Origin of the sequence: Halosaccharopolyspora lacisalsi (genome assembly GCF_014137975.1) — a bacterium.
GTDB lineage: Bacteria > Actinomycetota > Actinomycetes > Mycobacteriales > Pseudonocardiaceae > Halosaccharopolyspora > Halosaccharopolyspora lacisalsi.
Window position 1 is genome coordinate 787,530 of the sequence record NZ_JACGWZ010000001.1, and the last position, 22,981, is coordinate 810,510.

Sequence of the window (22,981 nt, forward strand, 5' to 3'; positions counted from 1 at the left end):
ACTACGGAGATGACGCTCGACCAGCAACCTTTGCCATCGGCCCGTGACCGCCTGCTCACCGCCGCCGGCGAGCTCTTCTACGTCCGCGGCATCAATGCCACCGGCATCGACGCGGTCGTGGAACGAGCCGGTGTAGCCCTAGCCACGCTCTATAAGCAGTTCGGCGGCAAAGACCGGCTCGTGGCCGCCTACCTCGAAGAGCGGGACCATCGCTGGCGAGCGGACTGGGAGGCCGCCATCGCCACCACCACCGACCCGCGGCAGCGGGTTGTGGCGATCTTTGATGCCCTGGAGCGATGGTGGGGCACTGAGGGCTGCTACCGCGGCTGCGCGCAGGTCGACGCTGCTGTCGAGATCACTGACGCCGAACACCCCGCGATTGCCGCGATCACCCGACACAAGACACACCTGCGCCAACGCCTGACCGAACTCACCCGCGAGGCCGGCGCAGCCGAGCCCGAACAGACCGCGGCGGACATCGTGGTGATCTACGAGGGCACGATCACAGCATTGCTGCTCCAGCTCGTGCCCGAGCCCCTGCAGCGAGCACGTCGCCTGACCACCGAACTGCTCCCGACCGACAACAGAAGATGAACCGGCCGTCGATCGGCCGTCTCGTACCTGATGGAAACCTGCAGTACGTACGGAAACGAAGGTTCGCGAGACACCGCGAACCCGGCAGCGTTTCCGCAGGTCGGCTCTGTCACGCAACCCGTGTCCGCGCCACCGTCACGCTGGCCCGACGGCCCGAGCTGGACAAGGCGCTGCTGGCAGCCAACCGGGCCGGGGACCAGCTCGTCGTGACCAAGCTCGACCGGCTCGGCCGCTCCTTGGAACACCTCATCGAACTGTCCAAGCAGCTTCAGACCAAGCAGGTCGACCTCGTGGTGCTGGACCAGGGCATCGACACGTCCACCGCTGTCGGCCGCATGTTCTTCCAAATCATCGGCGCCATCGCCGAGTTCGAACACGCCCTGATGTCCGAACGCACCATCGACGGACTCGCAGCCGCACGTGCCCGCGGACGGACCGGAGGGCAGAAACCCAAACTCGGGCCACGCCAAGTGAAATTGGCCCGCGAGATGTACGACGAAACCGGTGACGACGGCAAACGCCGCTACACCGTCGCTCAAATCGCCGCCGAGTTCGGCGTCACCCGCCCCACCATCTACCGCCACCTCAGCGCTGGCTGACAGCCCATCAGCACATCAGCGATCATCCGCTACTTTGCGGCTCGCGGGAGCTTCGGGAGAACTGGGCCGAGATCACCGGCACCCATGACGACCTCGCCTCCCAGGCCGCCGAGGACGGCGATCGAGTCGAGCCGGTGAGCCTGGGGCAGGTGTGGGCCGAGATCGAGGCCGTGGTGCCCCGATCGGAGCTGGCCGAGGCGCTGACCGCGGTGGTCGAGCTGGCCGGCCCGCCGGATTCCGACGCTGACGAGGCGTGGCGGGCGGAACTGGTCAAGCGGTTCGCCACGGTGCGGCCGTTCCTGCCGTTGTTGTGCGAGGTGATCCGCTTCGACGCCGCACCCGACGGGCAGCGGGTGCTGGCTGCGTTGCGGGATCTGCCGAGGTTGTGGGGCGGCGGCCGCAACAAGGTCGCCCGCTCGGAGATCGACGAGCAGTTGCTCATCGGCTCCTGGCGGCACCTGGTGCTGCACGCCCCGGAGCTGGAGCCCGGCACAGTGGACTGGCGGGCCTACACCTTCTGCGTGCTGGAGCAGTTCCACCGGTGCCTGCGTCGTCGGGACATCTTCGCGGTCAACTCCAGCAAGTGGGGTGACCCGCGCGCGAAGCTGCTGGCCGGCAGCGCGTGGATCACGGCCAAGCCGGTGGTGTTGTCCAGCCTCGGCCTGCCACCCGACCCTGCCCAGCACCTCGATGAGCGCGCCGAGGCGCTGGATGCGACCTTCCGCGAGGTCACTGCCGGGCTGCCGGACAACACGGCGGTCCGCTTCGACGAGCAGGGGCGCCTGCACCTGGCGGCGCTCCCGGCGGAGGCGGAGCCGCCGAGCCTGGAGAACCTGCGGGTGCTGACCAGCCGGATGCTGCCCCGCGTTGATCTGCCCGAGGTGCTGCTGGAGGTGTTCTCCTGGACCGGCGCCGCGGAGGCGTTCACCTCGATCACCGGCGGCGAAGCCCGCCTGGCGGACCTGCCGGATCAGAAGCTTTGGCGCGTCGACACCAAGGCGGACTACGGCCCGTTCAGCACAGCGGCCCGCGGCCGGATTGACCTGGACCGGGTGCGGCGGCACTGGGAGGACATCCTGCGCGTGGTCGCTTCCATCCACACTGGTGCGGTCCGGGCACACGATGTGATCCGGATGCTTTCCCGCGATGGGCACCCCACCCCGCTCGGCGAGGCCATCGCGCACTACGGGCGGATCGAGAAGACCCTGCATGTGCAGCGGATGGTCGACGACACCGGCTACCGCCGCGACATCAAGGCCCAGGCCAACCTGCAGGAAGGCCGCCACGCGCTGGCGCGGCGGATCTTCCACGGCCAGCGCGGCGAACTGCGGCAGCGCTACTACGAAGGCATGGAAGACCAACTCGGCGCCCTGGGCCTGGTGCTCAACGCGATCGTGCTGTTCAACACCCGCTACCGCGATGCCGCGATCGCCGAACTGCGAGCCGGGGGCTACGAGGTGCGTGACGAAGACGCGGCACGGCTCTCGCCCTTCGTGCGCGGCCACATCAACATGCTCGGCCGCTATTCCTTCCTGGCCCCGGACCTGGCCGGCGCGCTGCACCCGCTGCGCGACCCATCCGAACCCGACGAGGAAGAGATCAACTGATCACGGGCGGGCGCCCTCGACGATTTCCAGGAGGCGCCCGCCCGGTTGGGCCTTTCGGTCGCTGGTCCTGCGGGACTGCCGGTGGAAGGTCAATTCCAGCGTCTTCGCGGGGCTGGTCAGGAGGCGTTGAGTGCGGGCACGAATTCGGTCTTGATGAATGTCTCCAGCGATGTCGGGGTGGTTGTTTCCGGGGTTCGTGGCTGGGCCATGCGCAGGTGACCGGTATTCACGGCGTGCGGGACTTCCGTCATCATCGCGGCGACGTTGTCCGACACACCGGCTTCGCGCAGCTGCTCGTGGAAAGCCTCCACGGTGCAGCGTTCGTAGGCCACGGGTGCGTCGATTGCTGTTGCGATCGCCTGTGTGACCTCGTTCATGGTCACGTCTCTTTCGCCTTGCAGTTCCCGGATTAGTGTCCCGGTCTGCGGCCGTGTCAGTTCCTCGGCCGCGGCGGTGCCGACGTCGGTCGTGGTGATCAGCGGTAGTGGCACGTCGGGGTCGAACGGCGCGATGATCCGACGGTGGGTGCGCACGGAGTCGAGGTGGTCGAGGAGGTTTTCCATGTAGTAGCCCGCGCGCAGCCACGTGATGTCCGTTCCGGGAACGGTCGAGAGACGGTTCTCGAAGCGGTGCAGGCCTGCAACGGGGCCGGTACCGCTGGCGTGTTGCGCTCCCCAGCTGCTCAGCGCTACGACACGGGGCACCCCGGATTGGGTGACAGCGTCGGTGAGCGCGGCTGCCGCCTGGTCTTGGAAGGCGGCGAAGTCGGGGTGATCGGGGATGTAGTTGGGTTGGATGACCAGGTAGGCGGCATCCGCTCCGCGGAGAGCGGTGGTCATCGTGGTGGGGTCGGATTGGTCGGCCTGATGGATCTGGGCTCCGTGGTCGGCGAGGTGCGCGAGGTTGCGCGGGTCGCGGCCGACTGCTCGCACGTGGTGGCCGTGTTCCAGCAGGTGCGATGCCACGGCGCGGCCGGTGCGGCCGCTGGCTCCGGTGATGACGTACATGCTTCTTCCTGTGTCAGTAGCGGTTTCCGGCTACGGGTGCGGCGATTGCAGAGATCTCGGCGAGATCGTCCGGGGAGAGACTGATTCCGGTGGCTGCGAGGTTGTCTTCCAGGTAGGTACGCCGTTTGGTTCCGGGTAGAGCGACGACGTCATCGCCCTGGTGGGCAATCCAGGCGAGTGCAAGCTGCGCAGGACTTGCCCCGTGACGTGCGGCAAGCTCGGTGAGTTGCTGCACGATCCGTTGGTTGTGCGCGAAGTTCTGCTCGGAGAAGCGGGCGAAGCCGCGGCGCAGATCCTGTGGTGGTAACGAGTCCTGCGAGTTGATCGTGCCGGTCAGAAGGCTGCGGCCGAGTGGTGCGTAGGCGACGACGCCGATGCCGAGTCGGCGGCACGTCGGCACGACCTCGTCCTCGATGTCCCGAGACCACAGCGACCATTCGGTCTGCACCGCCGCGATGGGGTGTACTCGGTAGGCTCGCGTGATTTCCTCGGCGCTGGCTTCCGACAGTCCGAGGTGACGGACCTTTCCCGCCGCCACGAGCTCGGCCATCGCACCGACGGTCTCCTCGATCGGCACGTGCGGGTCCACGCGGTGCAGGTAGTACAGGTCCACATACTCGACGTTGAGTCGTTGCAGCGAGCGGTCGATGGCCTGGTGCACGTAGGCCGGATCGGCTCGGACGGTGGCGTCGGTGTAGTCGGCGTCGCGCACGATGCCGAACTTGGTGGCCAGAACCGCTCGGTCCCGGCGATCGGCAAGTGCTCGCCCGACCAGGCCTTCGTTGGCCCCGCCGCGCCCGTACATGTCCGAGGTGTCGAAGAGCGTCACGCCCTCATCCAGAGCGCGGTGGATCGTCGCGATCGACTCCACCTCGTTGTCGGCCGTGCCGTAGAAATCGCTCATCCCCATACAGCCCAGGCCCTGTTCCGATACCTCCAGCGACCCCAGGTGCCGTGTTCCCAGGGCGGTTCGGGGAGGCGTCATGATGTGCTCTCCTCTCGGGTGGTGAACGTGGAAGCCGACAACGTGGCAAGCGACCTGAGACGCACCAGCGCTTCTTCGGTGGCGTCGTCGGTGGGGTGGTAGGCCCAGACCTGGTGACCGTCGGTGTCGGGGAGTTCCAGCACGTGCTGGTTGAACACCAGCGCGCCAACCAGCGGGTGCTGGAACCGCTTGCGGTCGACGGCTTTCTCGTACACCTCGTGCTGCGCCCAGGCGGTGCTGAACACTTCGCTGGCCACGGCGAGCTCACCCACCAGCCGCTCCAACCGGCCCGAACCCGCCTCGGAACCGGCGCTGGCACGCAACGCCGCCACCATGCAGTGGGCCAGCTCGGACCAATCGACGAAGAACTCCTGCGCCCCCGGCGACAGAAACACCATCCGGGCGTAGTTCTCCCGATGCTCCAACCCCTCGTGAAGCATCTCGCCCAACGCATTGGCGGCCACGATGTTGAGCCAGCGGTCCACCAGGATCGCGGGGACGGTCAACGAGCCAAGCAACGGCCGGACCGCATCCAGCCGCCCGAGCGCGAGGACGCCGCCTACCTCGGCGTCGTCGTCGGCCGTGGCGAGCTCACGCAGATACCGCAACGAGGCACGGTCCAGCAGCAAAGCCGCCGACAGCCCGTCGGTCACCATGCGTGAAGGATGCCGCTCCCGGCCCTGCTCCAGCCGCACGTAGTAGTCCGTGCTGATCCCCGCCAGCATCGCGACCTCATCGCGCCGCAGCCCCGCCACCTGCCGAGACCCGCCCGGCACGAGGCCCTGCTGCTCCGGGCGCACCTGCTGACGCCGCGCCCGCAGAAACGCGCCCAGCGGGCTGTCCAGCGCCTTCGCCTCCCATGAGTCCATAAACCCACCGTAGAGAGCTCACCCGGATCCCGGGGTAGGAGCACAACACCCACCCCATCAACCCCGACAACCAGACAGATCGTCCACTCGGCCAGGTCCGGAGCGAATACTCGGGGTGAAGAACAGGTGGGCCGAAGTGAACGCCACTGCAGCTCATCGATGCGTCAACGGCGGCTGTCGCCCGGGGCCAGCAGGCTGGTGACCTCCGCCAGGGCCTGGTCGGAGGGTTTGAAGTAGCGGCGGACGTTCTCCGGCTTCTTGTGCCGGGACTTCGCCATCAACAGCAGCAAGGACGCGCCAGCCTCGCCGAGGTGGGTCAGCGCTGAGTGGCGGAACTCGTGTGGATCCCACCCGGTGCCCGAGCCTCGGAGCGCGGTATGGGCGTCGAGCAGGCCACGAGCTTGGCCGTAGGACAACCGGGCCAGCCCGGTGTCCGGGCACACGTCACGGGCCCCGAGAACCTTGCCGGGACCGGCGCGGCGGTGGGTGAGGAACACCGGGCCGCGGGTGCGGCCCTTGAGCAGCCGGGGCAGCAGGCGGGCGGTGCCGGCGTCCCAGTAGACGGTCTCCAGCACGACGTCCTCGCGCGTCTGGCCGCGGCGGCGGATCTTCGCCCGCGCTCCCTTGGCCTTCACCGGGGCGCGGCGCCCGGCGAGGTCCAGGTCCTCGATGTTGAGGCCGAGGACCTCGTCGGCGCGGGCGGCGGTTTCGTAGAGCATCCGGTAAAGCGTCTTCTCCCGGATCGCGACCTCGCGGCGCGCCACCAGTCGGTCGATCGCCAGCCGGGAGCGCACCCGGGTCTCCGAGTCCGGGGTCGCCAGGCGCTTGGCCCACCCCGGCACTGCCGGGGCCTGGCCGCGTTCCCGGCACCACGACAGCCACGACCCCACGGCGGCCCGGCGGGCGTTCCAGGTGCCCACCGCCGCCCGGCCCCACAGCGCCTCCAGGGTCTCGCCGACCTCGTCGTCGGCCACGGACGCCAGCGGCCGCCGATCGCCGAGCTGGTCGGCGGTCTTGCCCACCGCGGTGCTGTAGCCGCGGATCGTGTTCGGGTTGCCCAGCGAGTCGAGGAACAGCTCGGCCGACCGGCCGACGGTCAGCGTCGTGGTGTCGGTCGGCAGCGCGACGACGGTGGGCACCCGCGTTCTCCCTTGCCGCAGATAACAGGGCCGCTTCACGCGCCGCCGCGGGGACGTTCCCGCAGGACGTGATCAGCGATGGCACGGATAATAGAGCGTTATCTGTGGCAAGACTTCAGACGCCACCGCGGCCTGAAGCCCCGTCAGCCGCCTACCAGGACCGACGAGGGCTTAGCGCACGATCCGACACGGATGTTCCTCAAGCCCCGAGGCGGGCCTGGTGGGTTCCGACTAGGGTTTCGCCGGTTTCGCGCGAAACCGGATAACTACCGCAATAGGCACGAGGGTTACCTTCCGGTGCTCCGGGAGGACCGCCGTGTCTTCGGTCCTCCCGGAGCGCTCGGTCAGCTCGGGGCGATCACCCCGAGGCCGACCAGGGCGAGCACGAAGAGCCCCAGCACGATCCGGTAGATCACGAACGCCAGGTAGCTGTGGGTGGTGATGAACCGCATCAGCCAGGCGATCACGCTGTAGCCGATGGCGAAGGCCACGATCGTGGCGAAGACGGTGGCTCCCCAGGACGGAGCCGGACCGCTACCGATGTCGGTGAGCTGGTAGACACCCGATCCGAACACGGCGGGCACCGCCAGCAGGAACGCGTACTCGGTGGCGTCCTCGCGCTTGTAGCCGAGCAACCGACCGGCCGTGATGGTGCCGCCGGAACGGGAGACGCCGGGAACCAGCGCGAACGCCTGGGCGACTCCGTAGGTGATGCCGTGCCCCACGGTGAGTTGGTCCAGGTCCAGTCGCTTGCGGCCGATGTGGTCGGCCACGCCCAGGATCACGCCGAACACGATCAGGCTCAGCGAGATCAGCCGCAGGTCGCGGAAGACGTGCTCGATCTGCTCCTCGAACAGCAGGCCCAGCACCACGATCGGCAGCGATCCCACGATGACCAACCAGCCCAGTCGCGCGTCCGCGTCGCGCCGCCACTCCGCCGAGACCAGCGACCGAAACCACGCGGCCAGCACGCTGCCGATTTTCTTGCGGAAGTACAGCACGACGGCGGTCTCGGTGCCCAGCTGCGTCACGGCCGTGAAAGCCGCGCCGGGATCGCCCCAGCCGGCCAGGGAACCGACGATCCGGAGGTGGGCGCTGGAGGAGATCGGGAGAAACTCGGTCAGTCCTTGCACGATGCCGAGGACGAGGGCTTCGAACCAGTTCACGCGGTGGATTCCAATGATGAATCGGGGTCGGGGCGGCGCCGGCGGCGGTACCACCGGGTCGCCTCGACGAGAACGGTAATGGTCAGTGCGATGCCGAGGCCCAGCAGGAGGCCCTTGATCGGGTCCTGTTCGAACACACGGCCGCCGAGGTATCCGACCAGACTCGAGTACAGCGCCCACGAGCAGGTCCCCACGGCGTCGAAGAGGCTGAACCGGCGCAGCGGATAGCGCACCGCGCCGACGGTGACGGTCGTGGCCGTGCGGAACCCGGGAACGTAGCGGCAGACCACGAGCACGAGTCCGCCGCGCTCGTGCAGCGATGTCGTCGCCCAGTCGAAGGACCGCCGTTTTCGGGAGCCGGGGGGAATCCGCTCGATCAGCGGCGTACCGGCCTTCCTCCCGAGCAGGTACGACACGTGATCTCCGGCGAAGGCCCCCGCCGCGGCGACCACGATGACCGCGCCGAGCTCCGGCCGGCCGCTCACGGCGAAGACCCCGGCCGTGATGACCAGGGTCTCGCTCGGGACCACGGGGAAGAACCCGTCGATCGCCGAGACCGCGAACAGCACCAGGTACACCCACGGTGAGGCGACCGTCGCGTGCAGGAGGTCGGCGAGAAGATCGAGCATGGTGGTCTCCGCGGGGTCGCGAGTGGTTTCCCCGGAAGTTGGTCACTCGACGGGGTGACCCGCATCGGACCGACGTCATCACCCGGCCCCGACGAAAGTGAGGGTTTCGCGAGCGACGTCGGAAGGTCAGTCCCGGGCGGACGTGGCGGACTCGGAGGCGGGTTCGGAAGTGGCCTCGGAGGCCTGTGCCCGGCGGTCACGCGACCGCAGGTGCCGGATCCCCTCGATGGCCCCGGAGACCAGCACGGCCAGGCCGATACCGAGCAGGACCCCCAGCACCGGCTGACGCTGGAAGGTGATCCCGCCGACGTAGCCGACCAGCGTGAAGTAGGTGGCCCAGCACGTGACGCCGATGCTGGTGAACAGGGCGAACGAGGCGCGCGGGAAGCGAACCGAGCCCGTCGTCAGGGTGGCGGCCGTCCGGCAGCCGGGCACGAACCGGCAGATGATCAGTACCCCGCCGCCGCGTTCGTGCAGTGCCCTGCTCGCCCAGTCGAACGGCTTGCGCTTGCGCGATCCCGGCCGCATCCGGTTGATCAACCTGCCACCGGCGGTGTAGCCGATCGCGTACGAGACGTGGTCCCCGGCGAATCCTCCCAGGGCCCCCACCGCGACGACCACCAGCAGGTTCGGGTCGCCGGACGCGGCGAACACCCCGGCGGTCACCACCAGCGTCTCCCCGGGAATGGTGGGGAAGAACCCGTCGATGGCCACGAACGCGAAGACCGCCAGGTACAACCACGGCGAGCCCATGACGTCGTGGAGCAGGCCGACGACATCGATCTTGATCACATCCCGGGAGTCGGTGTTCGAAGTACTTCGGGCACTCCGCCCCCGACACTAGGTGACGTGCGGCGCCCGGCTTCGGTGAGCATCCCCACCCGCTCCCGGAGCGGACCCTTACAGGTCCGTGATGTCCCAGGTCAGGGTCCGCTGCTCGTCGTCGGGGCGCGGTGCCCACCGCACGGCCGACAGCTCGACGCCGTCCGGGAGCACGTAGACGGTGTGGCCACCCGCCGTCTCGCCCGGCGCAACCCCGGTGCGGTGCGGCGGTCGGGAGGACAGTGACACCGACGACTTGGACACCACCGAACCGTCGGTGGCCACCAGGTTCAGGTGGAGGTCCGGGAGCGAGGTGAACGGCGTCGAGCCCCGGTTGGTCAGCTCGGTGTGCACGATCACGGCTCGTTCCCCGTCGCGCAGGGTGTACCCGGCGGCGGTGAACAGGAAGTCGGCCGGATCGACGACCTCCACCAGCAGGATGGTGAGCCGTTCGCCGTCCAACCCGTCGACGTCGAGCTTGCTGCCGATCTTGCCGGTGCGGGCCTCGGGAGGTCGCTGGTCACCCCGCGCCCACGATGCCGACCCGGGCGGTCCCCAGGTGTTGCCCTGCGGAGGCGGCGCGGCTCCCTGCGGCGGTGGGACCGGGCCGCCCGCCGGTGGCTGGGCGGGAGGAGGTTGCGGGGTGAAACCCTGTGGCCCGCTCGGGCCGTGCTGGGCCGGATACGGGGCGCTCGCACCTCCGTGGACCTGGTGACCACCGGTCGGGTTCGGTATCGGCCCCGATGCGGAGTACGGGCCGCTGGGCGGTACCGGGTAACCCCCGCTGGGCGGATTCTGAACCGGATGCGACCCGCTGTGCTGCTGGCTCCACGCAGCGGCGGCGGCCAGCGCGTTGCGGATGCCGTTGGGGTCGCACTCGACGCCCACCACCAGCGGCAGCCCGGTGGTGGACAACGCGGCGAGCCGCGCGGCGACGTCCCGGACGTCCATGCCCAGCCGCTGCGCGATCTCGGGCACCGCAGCACGGCCCGTTTCGGCGATGAAGGTCAGCAGACGTACATCCACGGGGTCAGGTCCAGCCACGTCCGGCCACGCTACCCGCTCGCGCCTTCGCCGTGTTCCGGCCGGGTTCGATGGGGCGAGACCGCCAACCCCGCCTTTCGCGAGAGGTACGGGCACGGCGAGCCGGGCGACGTCCCGCGAGTTAGGCTGGCTGCCACCGGCGCTCCGCGTCCACCCCGGCCCATGTGGCTCCCGTGTTGACCAGCGCCTGTGCACCAGCCGTCGCAGCGAGGGGTGAGCACCCTCGAAAGGAGGCACCGTGGCCGTCGATCCCTTCGTCCACCTGCACGTACACACCGAGTACTCGATGCTGGACGGTGCGGCGAAGGTGGGTGCGCTGTTCACCGAGGCGAAACGGTTGGAGATGCCCGCGGTGGGCATGACCGACCACGGCAACATGTACGGCGCGGACGAGTTCTACCAGCAGGCCAAGAAGGCCGGCATCAAGCCGATCATCGGTATCGAGGCCTACGTGGCCCCGTACAGCAGGTACCACAAGAAGCCGGTGTTCTGGGGTGAGTCCAAGCAGCGCTCCACCGACGAGTCCGGTGAGGGCGGTGACGTCTCCGGCGCGGGTGCGTACACGCACATGACCATGCTCGCCCGCAACAGCACCGGCCTGCGCAACCTGTTCACCCTCTCCAGCAGGGCCAGCTTCGAGGGCACCTACAGGAAACCGAGGATGGACCGCGAGCTGATCTCGGAGTACGCCGAGGGGATCATCGCCACCACCGGCTGCCCCTCCGGCGAGGTGCAGACGCGGTTGCGGCTGGGGCAGTACCGGGAGGCGTTGCAGGCCGCGTCGGACTTCCGCGACATCTTCGGGGCCGAGAACTTCTTCCTCGAACTGATGGACCACGGCCTCAAGATCGAGCAGTTCGTCCGCGAGGACCTGCTCAAGATCGGCCGCGAGCTCGGGCTCAAGCCGCTGGCCACCAACGACAGCCACTACGTCACCGCCGACCAGGCCGAGTCGCACGACGCCCTGCTGTGCGTGCAGTCCGGCAAGACGATGCACGACGAGAACCGGTTCCAGCTCAACGGAAACGGCTACTACCTCAAGTCCGCCGCGGAGATGCGCGAGTACTGGGACGGCGAGGTGGACGGTGCGGCGGACAACACGCTGCTGGTGGCCGACATGATCGAGTCCTACGAGGACGTGTGGTCGTTCCAGGACCGGATGCCGCGCGTGACGGTCGAGGAGGGCAAGACCGAGCGCGACGCCCTGGAGGAGGAGGTCGAGCACTACCTGGAGAGCCGGTTCCCGGACGGCGTCGCCGCCGAGTACCGCGAGCGCATCGCGCTGGAAATCGACGTGCTGGACACCAAGGGCTACTGCGCGTACTTCCTCGTGGTCGGTGACGTGACGCGCTGGGCGAAGTCGCAGGGGATCCACGTCGGTCCGGGACGCGGGTCGGCCGCGGGCTCGCTGCTGGCCTACATCCTCTACATCACCAACCTCGACCCGCTGGCTCACGGGCTGATCTTCGAGCGGTTCCTCAACCCGGAGCGCGACTCGCCGCCGGACATCGACCTCGACTTCGACGACCGGCGCCGCGACGAGGTGTTGCAGTACGCCGTCGACAAGTACGGCGACGACAAGGTCGCCCAGGTCATCACCTTCGGCAAGATCAAGACCAAGGCGGCGCTCAAGGACGCCGCGCGGGTGCACCACGGCCAGCCCGGCTTCGCCATCGCCGACAAGATCTCCAAGGCGCTGCCCGCGCCCGTGGCGGCCAAGGACATCCCGCTGTCGGGGATCACCGACACCCAGCACGAGCGCTACGCCGAGGCAGCCGAGGTCCGCAGCCTCATCGAGACGGACCAGTCCGTCTCGCAGATCTTCAGCACCGCGCGCGGGTTGGAGGGTCTGATCCGCAACGCGGGTGTGCACGCGTGCGCGGTGATCCTGTCCTCGCAGCCGCTGATGGGCACGGTGCCGCTGTGGAAGCGCGATGACGGTTCGGTCATCACCGGCTGGGACTATCCCAGCTGCGAGGCGATCGGCCTGCTCAAGATGGACTTCCTGGGACTGTCGAACCTGACGATCCTCGGTGACGCCCTGCAGTCGGTGCGTCAGAACTACGAGATCGAGATCGACCTGTCCACGCTGGCCCTCGACGACGCCAACACCTACGAGTTGCTGGCCCGCGGCGAGAGCCTGGGCGTGTTCCAGCTCGAGGGTGGTGGCATGCGGGAGCTGCTCAAGCGGCTGCGCCCCACCGAGTTCACCGACATCGTGGCCGCCAACGCCCTGTACCGCCCGGGTCCGATGGAGGTCAACGCACACCTCGACTACGCCGACCGCAAGAACGGCCGCAAACCCGTCGAGCCGATCCACAAGGAGCTGGAGGAGCCGCTCCGCGACATCCTGGCCGAGACCTACGGTCTGATCGTCTACCAGGAGCAGATCATGGCCATCGCGCAGAAGGTGGCCAACTACAGCCTCGGGCAAGCCGACATGCTGCGCCGCGCGATGGGCAAGAAGAAGAAGGAGGTGCTCGACGAGGAGTACGAGCGCTTCCACGCGGGGATGCTGACCAACGGCTACACCGAGGAGGCCATCGACGCGCTGTGGACGACGGTGCTGCCCTTCGCCGGGTACGCGTTCAACAAGTCCCACGCCGCCGGTTACGCGCTGGTCGCCTACTGGACGGCCTACCTCAAGGCGAACTACCCGGCCGAGTACATGGCCGCGCTGCTGACCTCCAACGGCGACAACAAGGACAAGATGGCGGTCTACCTCAGCGAGTGCCGCCGCATGGGCGTTCGGGTGCTCTCGCCGGACGTCAACGACTCGCGGGACACCTTCACCCCCGTGGGTTCGGACGTGCGCTTCGGGATGACGGCCGTGCGCAACGTCGGTTCGAACGTGGTCTCCTCGGTCTGCCGGGTGCGGGAGGAGAAGGGGCGCTACCAGTCCTTCACCGACTTCCTGGACAAGTCCGAGACGATCGCCTGCAACAAGCGGGTCGTCGAGTCCCTGATCAAGGCCGGTGCCTTCGACTCGCTGGGCCAGACCCGGATGGCGCTGACCCAGCACCACGAGTCGGCGGTGGACGCGGTGATCGGGATCAAGCGTCAGGAGGCCCTCGGCCAGTTCGACCTGTTCGGCGGCGGTTCCTCCGAGGACGCGGAGTCGCAGGCGTCGCCGTTGTCGCACCTGACGTTCACCTCCGAGGAGTGGCCGCGCAAGCAGCTGCTGTCCTACGAGCGGGAGATGCTGGGGTTGTACGTCTCGGCGCACCCGTTGGACGGGGCCGAGCGGCTGCTGGCTCCCTACCAGGACACCGGCATCGCCGAGCTGGTCGGCGGGGAGCGTCCCGAGGGCGGCGGCAAGGAGGGCAAGGACCCGCAGGTCAAGATCGCGGGGATGATCTCGGGGATTCAGCGGCGGATCAACAAGAACGGTCACCCGTGGGCGATCGCCACGCTGGAGGACCTGGACGCCAGCGTCGAGGTGCTGTTCTTCCCGAAGGCCTACGAGCTGTTCGCCGACTGCCTGGTCGAGGACACCGCGATCGCGGTCAAGGGCCGGATCAACGAGCGCGAGGGCACGGTCAGCGTGTTCGCCTCGGACGCGGTTCCGGTGGACATCTCGGCGGCCGAGACCGACCCGGGCACGAGTCCGGCGTTCGTCATCCGGATGCCGGCCAACAAGGTGGACCGGACGTTGGTCAGCGAGCTCAAGCGCACGCTGCGGGCACACTCCGGCACCGTTCCCGTGCACGTGAAGTTGCAGGGACCGCGGGGGATCACCCGGTTGGCGCTGTCGAGCGACTACTTCGTGTCCACCGGAAACGGTTTGCAGGGTGAGCTCAAGGGACTGCTCGGGGCGGGCTGCTTCGACACCGAGTGACAGGCGCTCTTAAACGGTGTTCACTGGTGGGGTCGCGTCCCGATCGATTCCGAGAGGCTGCCATGTCCACCATCGAGCACACCACGCCCGCCGGACTTCCCGTCCTCGACGACGAGTTCGTGCAGGACCCGCACGTGCGCAACGCGCAGTTGCGCGCCGAGGCCCCCGCGAGAAAGGTGGTCACCGTCACCGGGATGCCGGTGTGGGTGATCACCCGTTACGCGGAGGCCAGAGCGGTGCTGGCCGACGCTCGTTTCAGCAAGGACTACCGGGGAATGCGCGCGGCCATGGAGGCGAGCATGAGCTCGGACTCCCCGCGTCCGGGCTTCGACGACGCCGTGCAGGCGCACATGCTCAACATGGACCCGCCGGACCACACCCGGTTGCGCAAGTTGGTGGTCAAGGCGTTCACCGCGCGCCGGGTGGAGGCACTGCGCCCGCGGATCGAGGAGATCACCACCGAGCTGCTGGAGTCGATGGCGGCGAGGGCCGGGGAGGGCGAGGTGGATCTGCTGGACGAATTCGCCTTTCCGCTACCGATCCGGGTGATCTGCGAACTGCTGGGCATTCCCGAGGATCGCCGCGACGACTTCCGGGAGTGGTCCAACGCGGCGGTGGCGGGACGCGACCCGGAGGCCGCCAGGGTGGCGAGCGAGCAGATGGCGGCCTACCTCGTCGAACTGGTCGAGCGCAAGCGCCGGGAACCGGCTGACGACCTGCTCACGGGGCTGATCGAGGCCGGCGAGGACACCGACCGGCTCGGCGAGAACGAGTTGGTCGCGATGGTGTTCCTGCTGCTGATCGCCGGGCACGAGACGACGGTCAACCTCATCGGCAACGGTGTGCTGGCGCTGTTGCGCAACCCCGAGCAGTTCGCGGCGGTGCGAGCCGACCACGAACGGGTTCCCGGGCTGGTCGAGGAGACCCTGCGCTACGAGGGGCCGGTGAACCTGGCGACGCTGCGCTTCACCTCCGAGACGGTGGCGGTGGGGGAGGTCGAGATCCCCGAGGGCGAGCTGGTGCTGGTGTCGCTGAGCTCGGCCAACCGCGACGAGGACAAGTACGCCGACGCCCAGGAGTTCGACGTCGACCGCTCCACGGCCGGGCACCTGGCCTTCGGCCACGGTATCCACTTCTGCGTGGGGGCTCCGCTGGCCCGGCTGGAGGCCCAGATCGCGCTGCGCCGGCTGATCGAGCGGTTCCCGGACCTGTCGTTGGCGGTGGGCGACGACGACGTGCGCTGGCGGTTCAGCACCCTGATGCGCGGCCTGGAGACCCTGCCCGTGCGCCCGGGCTGATGATGTCTTCTTCTCGGGTCGTCCGGCTCGGATGAGCCTCCGCGTCGTGGTGAACGGACCGTTGTGGCGGTGTGAGTGCCCAAACGGTCCGTTCACCCTTTGAGACGGCGGTCCGGGCCCTGACGACGACCCGGCCGGAAACCTCGATGAGAGGCTCGGCCGAGCGTCGGTGTACCACACCTGTGGGCTGATCGTCACGGGTAGGGTCACCGGTTGTGCGTCACAGTCAGGAGTTCTCCCGCAGATCCGCCCGCGCGATCCCCCTGCTCGCTCTGGTCTTCGGGGTGCTGCCCCTGGTGACGGTGGTGTCCGTGGGGTGGCAGCAGGTGTCGTGGTCCGTTGGTCCGGGCTACGAGGTCCTCCTCGATCCGGGGATGATCGTCCCGCCCCTGACGGTCCTCGCCGTCGTGGGATACGCGTGGGCGCAGCGTCACCGTCCGGGCCGCTGGGCCGGCCCCTCGGTGTTCGTCGGTCTGTTCGCCGGGGGAATGTGGGGGCCGCACGTCGACGTCCTCCCGCTGGAGTACGCCACGTACCAGACACCGATCGCCGTGGTCGGCGGCGCGATCATCGCGAACCGCCTCGCGGCCTGGGCGCGCCGGATCCTGGTGAAACCGCTGACCCCGGAGTTGGCCGACAGTCCGCTGGAGCTGCCCGTGGTGGCACGTGGCTGCGAGCGTGCCACGTTCTACCTCGGCACCGAGGTGCTGTCGGTGCGGGTACTGCGGGTGCGGAGCGACGGCCAGCGCCATCACGACGACCGGATTCCCCTCGCGGAGATCACTTCGGCGCGACGCGTCGATCTCCTGGGTGGAGAACCCCTGGTCGCGCCCCGCCCGGAGAACGCGCTGATCCCGGCGGCGACGGCAGGTCCCGCCGTGACGGTGACGGCGGGCTCGCGCGAGTGGATCATTCCCCTCGACGGCGGTGACGTCGACGCCGCGGTCGCGATTCTGCGACGCCGCGTCACCAGGGAAACGACGACCGTGCGGTGACGGCGTGGCCCCGCACCGTCACCGCCGGGCGATGACGGTGTAGGGACCGACCTCGCGTTGGACGAAGGCGGGGGAGTCGAAGACCTTCGGAGCGAAGGAGACCGTGTAGTCGCGGACGTTGGGCTGCTGCGGGAAGGCGTCGGCCTTGAGGTTCAGCGTCAGCTCGTCGGAGTTCCGCGCGGGTCGGTTGGTCCCCTCCGAGTCCTCGGTGGACTTCGGCGTGTTGCGCAGCACGAACACGTTCGGTGGGGGGAACTCGCCGTGCTCCAGCATCCGCAGCAGTTCCCGGCTGTCGTCGGCGTCGGCCCACCGGTGGATGGCGGCCGCACGCTGCTCGTAGTCGGCCAGCGGATTGGCGTAGTGCGGTGTCTCCTGCTGGAAACCCAGGTACGGGTGGAACGACATGAGCGTGTAGTTGGTGCTCAGCACGATGTCGTCGCTGGGTTCGCCGCCGGTCAGCGTCGAGATGGTGCCGGTCAGCTCGTCCAGCCACGCACCCGGCTGCTCCGGATCCCGTTGGCCCTTGGCGTTGGCACCGGTGGGGTAGTAGTCGGTGTAGGCCTTCTTGGCGGCCGAGGCCATCGTGTCGCCGATGGTCATCTGGGTCAGGCTGACCGCCCCGATCAACCCCAGCGCGCAGGCCACCACGGTGGTCCGCGCGGCGTGGTGCGCGGTGAGCCGCTGCCGCAGGTGGGCGATCAGCTCCAGCAGTCCGAGCACTCCGGCCACGGCCAGCACCGCGCCGAGGATCACCTCGAGCCGGAACGCCAGCAACGTCGTCTCGGCCATCAGCGCCAGCGTGGACAGGCCGAACCAGCAGTAGATCCCGGCCACGACCGTGAGCATCGCGGTGGCGATCCGGTCGCCGCGGCAGCGCAGCAGCAGCCAGATCAGCCCCGCCAGGCACAGCGCCCCGAAGGCGTTGGCCTCGGTCATCGGCAACGGCAGCAGGGCGCTGGACTCGGGGAGGTAGTGCTGGGCGGCACTCCTGTGCAGGAAGCCACCCGCGAGCAGGAACGGTGTCCACACCAGGAGCGCGATCAGTCCGCTGACCACGCCGATCGGCAACAACCGCAGGAACAGTCGCCTGGCCGTCGCCCCGGCCCGGTGCCCCTCGCGGACCCGCAGGACGCCGATGACCACCGCCATCGTCACGGTCAGCAGCACGGCGAATCCGAAGTGCAGGGTGTAGGTGACGGCGGCGAACCCGACGAAGCAGCCGATCCCGATCAGCGCCCCGCGCGGAGCCGGGGCCTCGCGGCGCAGCGTGTACCACGTCAGCACGGCGACCGGAGGCAGCCAGGCCGCCGAGGGCCACGCGTAGGGCTCCATGATGCCGTGCAGCATCATGCCCCCGGACAGCGTCGTGACCAGCGCGGCGAGCAACGCCGTCCGCCGCCGCAGCAGGATGCTCCACAGGGTGAAGGCGACCACGGCGGTCACCGCGATCCAGGTCAGCGCGTAAGGCTTGTAGGCGGCCCAACCCTGCCAGCCGATGAGGTTGGCGAAACGTCCACCGAGCCAGAACCAGCCGGCCGGGTAGTACGGCGCGGTGTCGGGGTAGTTCATGTCGGCCAGCCCCAGCGTGGAGGCCATCCGGGTCATGTACTGCATCCGGAACCCGTTGTCGACCGACGATCCGCCGTAGTAGAAGCGGCTGCCCTGCAGCGGAACGGCCAGGGCGAGCGTGGTGAACGCCGTCAGGGACACCCACGCGCTCACGACGCGCCAGGACCTGCGCCAGTACCGGCGGCCGAAGGCCAGCACTGCGAACACGGCCACCAGCACCGCGGTGCTGCCGAGCACGGCCAGTGCTTCGGGAGCGAAGCTGGGCTCGCTGATGCCCAGGTGCACGACGAGGAACTGCAGCACGAGGCTGAGCACGGCGGCGACGGCGGAGCCGAGCAGCAACTCGGCGACGAGGCTGCGCGGTCTCAGCCGGATGGTCGGTTCCTGACGAGGTTCGTCGGCCGGTTGGCCGGTCGGCGTCGGGCGCGGCAAGATTCCCACCACTTCGCTTGTCCTTCGGCGGTGGATGACAACGGGCGAACGCAGAATAGTTGATGTGTCCCGAGCCACCGGATACCGAGGTCGCGATGGGCGTTGCGCTGCGGTTCCCGGTGAGATCGTGCTGGCGCGGAAACTTCGCCCCCGCGTGGAACTGTAGGCTACGGGCGACAGGCGTCGTCGTTCGCAGCGCGGGAGGTCACGGGTGCCGGAGGGACCGGTCGAGGCGCACGAGGGCCGCGACACCCCGCCGCAGGTGGCCGGTTCGGGGGACGGTACCGCTGCGCCCGCGTTCTGGTCCAGGCAGACTCCTCGCGTGGTGGTCAAGGCGGATCTGTTGCCTGCGCTGATCGCGCTGGTGTCGGTGTCACTGCTCGGAGTGCCGCTCGGGTGGCTGTGGTCGCGGCTGGCGCCGGCGCACGCCAGCGTGCTGACCAGTGGCGGCGAGCTGTCGATGATGCCGGTGGAGAGCTATCACCGGTTCGACGCGCTGGCGGTGTTCCTGCTGATCACCGCCTCGGCCGGGGTGCTGCTCGGGGCGTTGCTGTGGCTGGTGCGCTCCCGGCGCGGGCCGGTGGTGCTGGTGGCGGGCGTGCTCGGTTCCCTGGCGTGCGCGTGGCTGGCGAGCAAGCTGGGGACGATGTTCGCCGGCGGTCTCCATCCGATGCCGGCAGAGCCGCAGGTGGGCGAGCTCATCACGATGCCGCCGGAGATCGACACTCCGTCCGCGGTCCTGCTCCAGCCCTTCGCCCTGGCGCTGGTCTACGGTCTCGCGACGTCGTGGAACGCCCTCGACGACCTCGGCCGCCGCGAGTGAGCGGCCCGCCCCGCTCGGGGCAGGCCGCTCGATGAGACGTCACTCCGGTACGAGTTCCTCCCGCCTACGCCGGGCGCGGAGTTCGCCCAGGGCTTCGGTGCACCGATCGGCCAGCACCGTCAGGCCCCGTTCGGTGGCCAGTATCTCGAAGCCGGAACCGCGCCCGCCCAGGTCGAGCTCCACCTCGTCCCTGAGCACCGTGTACTCGACGGGTTCGTCGTCGAGGCCGACCCAGGTCCCCATCTCGAGCTTGCTCATGGTCTTCCCCTTCCTGCGAGACCGCCTGATCAGCGCCCTGCCGATGACGGTACGCTCTGTGTGATCGACAACACCAAGCGTAAGTTTGTACAAGTCGGGTGTACAGAACACGTTCGGGTGAGCGCGTCCGAGGTGGAGGATTCGGTGTCCCAGCAGTTACCAGCACCAGTGACGAAGATCGTGCTCGGTCACGAGCTGAAGCGGCAGCGGTGCGATGCCGGACTGACTCAGCAGGATGCTTCCGAAATCTTGGGCTGCACGCAGCAGAAGATCGATTACTTGGAAAGCGGCGGCGGAGTAAAGCCGCTTGAGCTCAATGCGCTTCTCGAGCGCTACGGCGCGAGTGAGACCGAGCGTTCCTACGCACTTGACCTGCATTCGGAGAGTAACAAGCGCTCCAGGCGCGGTGCCTTCCGCTTGAGGTTCCAACGACACATGCGGTTGCTCGTGGACATGGAACCGACGTGCCAGCGCTATCGTTGCTATAGGACCATGGTCGTGCCGGGGATCTTGCAGACCGAGGACTACATGCGCACGCTCTTCCGCGCGTGGCGTCCTTCGCCAGCGCAGGAGCAGATCGACCGGGACACCGGCGATCGACTTGCTCGCCAGAGCGTGCTGGACAACGAGGATCAGCAGTTCTGGTTCATCCTCGACGAAGCGGCGTTGCGCAGGGTAGCGGGCAACTCGGCGGTTGCGGAGGCGCAGATCGCCAAGCTCATCGAGGTACTGGACCGTCCGAACGTCGAGCTCCAGGTCGTGCCGTTCAGCACCGGGTACTACATGGGGCAGTCGCACGACTACACGATCTTCGGGTATGACACCCAACCACCGGTCGATATCGTCTACCTGGAACAACACGAGGATGGTGAGTACATCGACGATGTGAAGCGAACTGCTCGATATCTCATCTTGTGGGAGCAGCAGAAGGCCGCAGCCATGGGACCGGAGGAGACCAGGCGGTTTCTCCTGCGGCTTGCCACGTCATCATGACCTCTGAAGGGAACCTTGCGATGAGCATTGGTAGCGACAGTCAGTACCTTGGCGGTGAATTCGGGGGGTGGCGCAAGTCCTCGCGGAGCAACCCCAACGGCAATGACTGCGTCGAGGTGGGCGGTGCGTCCGGCTTAGCAGGAGTGCGCGACACCAAGGACCGCGACGGGGGGACGCTCGCCTTCCGCTCAGCCGCGTGGCGTTCGTTCCTGACGGCCCTCAAGACCGGCCACTACGACCGCTGACCCGTAGCTCCGGCCACACGCGTGGCCGGGGCCCTGACGGTGTGATGATGCTGCTCGTGACACCCTGCGGCCGCCCGCTCCTCGAACGGGTGGCCGTGGGAAAGCGTTACCGGGGTGCTCGAGGGATCGTTATCTCGTCGCCGGTGGCGAAGTGGCCGTGCCACTGCGCGTCGGCTCCGGGCACGAATGCTTCTCCGTCCGAGCGCGACACGTACACCGTCGCCTCGCCACCGCGGGTGAAGGTGATGACGTCGCTCTTGCCGTCGCCGTTGAAGTCGCCGACGCCGGGTACTTCGTCGCCGATCGAGAAGAACTCGCTCCACTTCTGGTCGTCCTCGACGAACGTCTCGCCGGTGGACAGGGACACGTACACGTCGCCGGAATCACCGCGCATGAACGTGACGATGTCGTCCGTTCCGTCGCCGTTGAAGTCGCCCACGGCGGGAATCTCGCCCTTCGGGGAGAAGTAGGAGTGCCACTGCCAGCCGCTCTGGACGAACCGGGTGCCGTCGGACAGCGACACGTACACGTGCCCGTCGTCGGAGAAGGTGGCGATGTCGTCGCGGCCGTCACCGTTGAAGTCGCCGGTGGCGGGCCGATCGGTGCCCACGTTGAAGCGGTCGTGCCACTTCTGGGCGGGTTCGAAGAGCTTTCCGGTGGACAGGGCCACGTACACGTCGGCGGCGTCTCCGCCGGTGAAGGCGATGATGTCGTCGAGTCCGTCACCGTTGACGTCGCCGACCGTGACCTTCTGGCCGGTGAGGCCGAAGTAGTCGTGCCACCGCTTTGCGGGGCTGAAACCGGACCCGTCCGACAGGGACACGTACACGTCTCCGGAGGCGTCGCCGTTGAAGGCGGCGACGTCGGTTTTGCCGTCGCCGTTGAAGTCGCCGCTCAGCGGTATCTGCTTGTCCACGGCGAGGTGGTCGTGCCACAGCCAGCCGTCCTGGACGAACTTGTTCCCGTCCGACAGCGAGACGTAGGCGTCGGCGCGCGTGCCGCGGGTGAAGGTGGCGATGTCGTCCATTCCGTCGCCGTTGAAGTCGGAGACGGTGTCTGTGGGACTGACGGCCGAGACGATGCTGGACAGAACGAGCTGGTTGCCCTCGGCGTCGAGCGCGGCCACCCGGTAGTGCCAGGTCTGGTCCGCGGGCAGCGAGGTGTGGGTGAAACGCGGGGTTTCCGTCTCGCCGAGCAGGTGTTCAGCGTCCTGCGGCACGCTCTCCGATTGTGACCCGTACACCTGGTATGTCGCCGCCTGCGCGGCGGTCCAGGTTAGGTTGATCGCGTGCTTGCTCGCCGGATCAGCCTGCAGGTTCAGCGTCTGTGCACCGATCCAGGTGGTGATGTTGTCGGTGCGGGCCGCGGTGGCGCCTCGCTTGTCGGTGGTTTCGCCCAGGCACCCGTGCTGCCAGGAACCGCTGGCCACTCCCACCAGTGCGACGCCGTCGGCGGTGGTGCGCAGGATCGGTCCGCCGGCGTCTCCCTTGCAGATGCTGGCCTCGGTGCTGGCCCCCTGGATGTCGACCATGCCGGTTTGCACCGACTGGACCGTGAAGTCACCGGTGTGGGGTTGGTCGGGCACCCACGTCTCGGTGGTGCGCCCGTAGCCGGAGGCGCGCAGCGTGTCCCCGGCGTTCGGTTGGCTGGTCGCCATCGCCACCGGTGTGATGCCGGATACGGGCTCGTCGAGGCGGGCCAGCACCAGGTCCCGGTCACCGCGCGGCACGAGCCGGTCGACCTGGCGCACCTGGCCACCGCCGTCGGACAGCGAACTGCCGCCGATCGTGGCCGTGGTTTCCGCGCGCGGTGCACCCGGCTCCTCCGGGCTGTCGGCGAAGCACGAGCCGGCGGCGGCCAACCACTGCGGAGCGACCAGGGCGCCCGAGCAGGACACCCCGGAGCGCTCGTCGCCCACGTCGATCTTGGCCAGGAACGGCTGCGTTGCTGTGTCCAGAGCTTGGCCGCCGGAGACGGCCGAGGCGGGTGCTGTCGCTAACGCCATGCAGGTGGCCGTGACCACCACCGTGGTCAGCACGCGTCTGTGGCGCGCATGTGTCATGGATACT

At 68.4% G+C, this 22,981-nt stretch carries 20 protein-coding genes; 9 read left to right on the top strand and 11 right to left on the bottom strand.

The features are described from left to right. Positions 1-9: 9 nt before the first annotated feature. From FHX42_RS03830 to FHX42_RS27950, 3 genes are all read left to right on the top strand, one after another. Entirely contained in the window at positions 10-594 is a 585-nt protein-coding gene (locus FHX42_RS03830; RefSeq protein ID WP_182542749.1) for a TetR/AcrR family transcriptional regulator, read from the top strand. After that, the gene (locus FHX42_RS03835; RefSeq protein WP_182542750.1) at positions 591-1,193 is read left to right on the top strand and encodes a recombinase family protein; all 603 of its coding nucleotides are present in this window, start codon (positions 591-593) and stop codon (positions 1,191-1,193) included. Before FHX42_RS03830 ends, FHX42_RS03835 begins: the two co-directional genes overlap by 4 nt. An 854-nt stretch (positions 1,194-2,047) precedes the next feature. Next, complete coding sequence (locus tag FHX42_RS27950) at positions 2,048-2,800, top strand: Tn3 family transposase (RefSeq protein WP_456318583.1); 753 nt, start codon at positions 2,048-2,050, stop codon at positions 2,798-2,800. A 116-nt stretch (positions 2,801-2,916) separates the two neighbouring features. On the opposite strand, the gene FHX42_RS03845 is transcribed toward FHX42_RS27950, so the two are convergent. The 8 genes from FHX42_RS03845 to FHX42_RS03880 form a co-directional block, all read right to left on the bottom strand. Continuing rightward, positions 2,917-3,807 carry an NmrA family NAD(P)-binding protein gene (locus FHX42_RS03845; protein WP_182542751.1) on the bottom strand — a complete coding sequence of 297 codons (891 nt, stop codon included), beginning with the start codon at positions 3,805-3,807 and terminating at the stop codon, positions 2,917-2,919. A 13-nt stretch (positions 3,808-3,820) separates the two neighbouring features. Continuing rightward, the gene (locus FHX42_RS03850) at positions 3,821-4,792 is read right to left on the bottom strand and encodes an aldo/keto reductase (RefSeq protein ID WP_182542752.1); all 972 of its coding nucleotides are present in this window, start codon (positions 4,790-4,792) and stop codon (positions 3,821-3,823) included. Then, positions 4,789-5,661 (bottom strand): helix-turn-helix transcriptional regulator, encoded by an 873-nt coding sequence (locus FHX42_RS03855; protein WP_182542753.1) that lies wholly within the window; start codon positions 5,659-5,661, stop codon positions 4,789-4,791. Before FHX42_RS03855 ends, FHX42_RS03850 begins: the two co-directional genes overlap by 4 nt. 164 nt (positions 5,662-5,825) lie before the next feature. Further along, on the bottom strand, positions 5,826-6,800 hold the full coding sequence (locus FHX42_RS03860) for a tyrosine-type recombinase/integrase (protein WP_182542754.1): 975 nt from the start codon (positions 6,798-6,800) through the stop codon (positions 5,826-5,828). Positions 6,801-7,144: 344 nt separating this feature from the next. Beyond that, entirely contained in the window at positions 7,145-7,966 is an 822-nt protein-coding gene (locus FHX42_RS03865; RefSeq protein ID WP_182542755.1) for an undecaprenyl-diphosphate phosphatase, read from the bottom strand. Continuing rightward, positions 7,963-8,595, bottom strand: a complete 633-nt coding sequence (locus FHX42_RS03870; RefSeq protein ID WP_182542756.1) for a DedA family protein — start codon at positions 8,593-8,595, stop codon at positions 7,963-7,965. Before FHX42_RS03870 ends, FHX42_RS03865 begins: the two co-directional genes overlap by 4 nt. Positions 8,596-8,721: 126 nt before the next feature. Continuing rightward, entirely contained in the window at positions 8,722-9,387 is a 666-nt protein-coding gene (locus FHX42_RS03875) for a DedA family protein (protein WP_220479481.1), read from the bottom strand. Positions 9,388-9,495: 108 nt separating this feature from the next. Next, positions 9,496-10,461, bottom strand: coding sequence for an AsnC family protein (locus tag FHX42_RS03880; protein ID WP_182542757.1), 966 nt, complete (start codon positions 10,459-10,461; stop codon positions 9,496-9,498). Between the two features lie 238 nt (positions 10,462-10,699). Here FHX42_RS03880 and dnaE point away from each other — a divergent pair, with 238 nt between their 5' ends. From dnaE to FHX42_RS03895, 3 genes are all read left to right on the top strand, one after another. Further along, positions 10,700-14,299 carry a DNA polymerase III subunit alpha gene (gene dnaE / locus FHX42_RS03885; protein ID WP_182542758.1) on the top strand — a complete coding sequence of 1,200 codons (3,600 nt, stop codon included), beginning with the start codon at positions 10,700-10,702 and terminating at the stop codon, positions 14,297-14,299. Positions 14,300-14,361: 62 nt separating this feature from the next. Continuing rightward, positions 14,362-15,597, top strand: coding sequence for a cytochrome P450 family protein (locus FHX42_RS03890; RefSeq protein WP_182542759.1), 1,236 nt, complete (start codon positions 14,362-14,364; stop codon positions 15,595-15,597). Between the two features lie 215 nt (positions 15,598-15,812). After that, positions 15,813-16,592, top strand: a complete 780-nt coding sequence (locus FHX42_RS03895; RefSeq protein ID WP_182542760.1) for a hypothetical protein — start codon at positions 15,813-15,815, stop codon at positions 16,590-16,592. 18 nt (positions 16,593-16,610) lie between these two features. On the opposite strand, the gene FHX42_RS03900 is transcribed toward FHX42_RS03895, so the two are convergent. After that, the gene (locus FHX42_RS03900; protein ID WP_182542761.1) at positions 16,611-18,605 is read right to left on the bottom strand and encodes an arabinofuranosyltransferase; all 1,995 of its coding nucleotides are present in this window, start codon (positions 18,603-18,605) and stop codon (positions 16,611-16,613) included. Positions 18,606-18,804: 199 nt separating this feature from the next. Between FHX42_RS03900 and FHX42_RS03905 the strand changes: the two genes are divergently transcribed. After that, entirely contained in the window at positions 18,805-19,416 is a 612-nt protein-coding gene (locus tag FHX42_RS03905) for a DUF2567 domain-containing protein (RefSeq protein ID WP_182542762.1), read from the top strand. 39 nt (positions 19,417-19,455) lie between these two features. Here the strand turns inward: FHX42_RS03905 and FHX42_RS03910 are convergent, their stop codons facing one another. Then, entirely contained in the window at positions 19,456-19,674 is a 219-nt protein-coding gene (locus FHX42_RS03910; protein ID WP_182542763.1) for a hypothetical protein, read from the bottom strand. 60 nt (positions 19,675-19,734) lie between these two features. On the opposite strand from FHX42_RS03910, the gene FHX42_RS03915 reads away from it, so the two are divergent. Together FHX42_RS03915 and FHX42_RS03920 are read left to right on the top strand one after the other, a co-directional pair. Then, a complete protein-coding gene (locus tag FHX42_RS03915; protein ID WP_328795888.1) occupies positions 19,735-20,667 on the top strand; it encodes a helix-turn-helix domain-containing protein in 933 nt (310 codons plus the stop codon). A gap of 20 nt (positions 20,668-20,687) precedes the next feature. Continuing rightward, a complete protein-coding gene (locus FHX42_RS03920) occupies positions 20,688-20,912 on the top strand; it encodes a DUF397 domain-containing protein (protein WP_182542764.1) in 225 nt (74 codons plus the stop codon). Between the two features lie 106 nt (positions 20,913-21,018). Here the strand turns inward: FHX42_RS03920 and FHX42_RS03925 are convergent, their stop codons facing one another. Next, positions 21,019-22,974 (bottom strand): FG-GAP-like repeat-containing protein, encoded by a 1,956-nt coding sequence (locus tag FHX42_RS03925; protein ID WP_182542765.1) that lies wholly within the window; start codon positions 22,972-22,974, stop codon positions 21,019-21,021. Between the last annotated feature and the right edge of the window lie 7 nt (positions 22,975-22,981).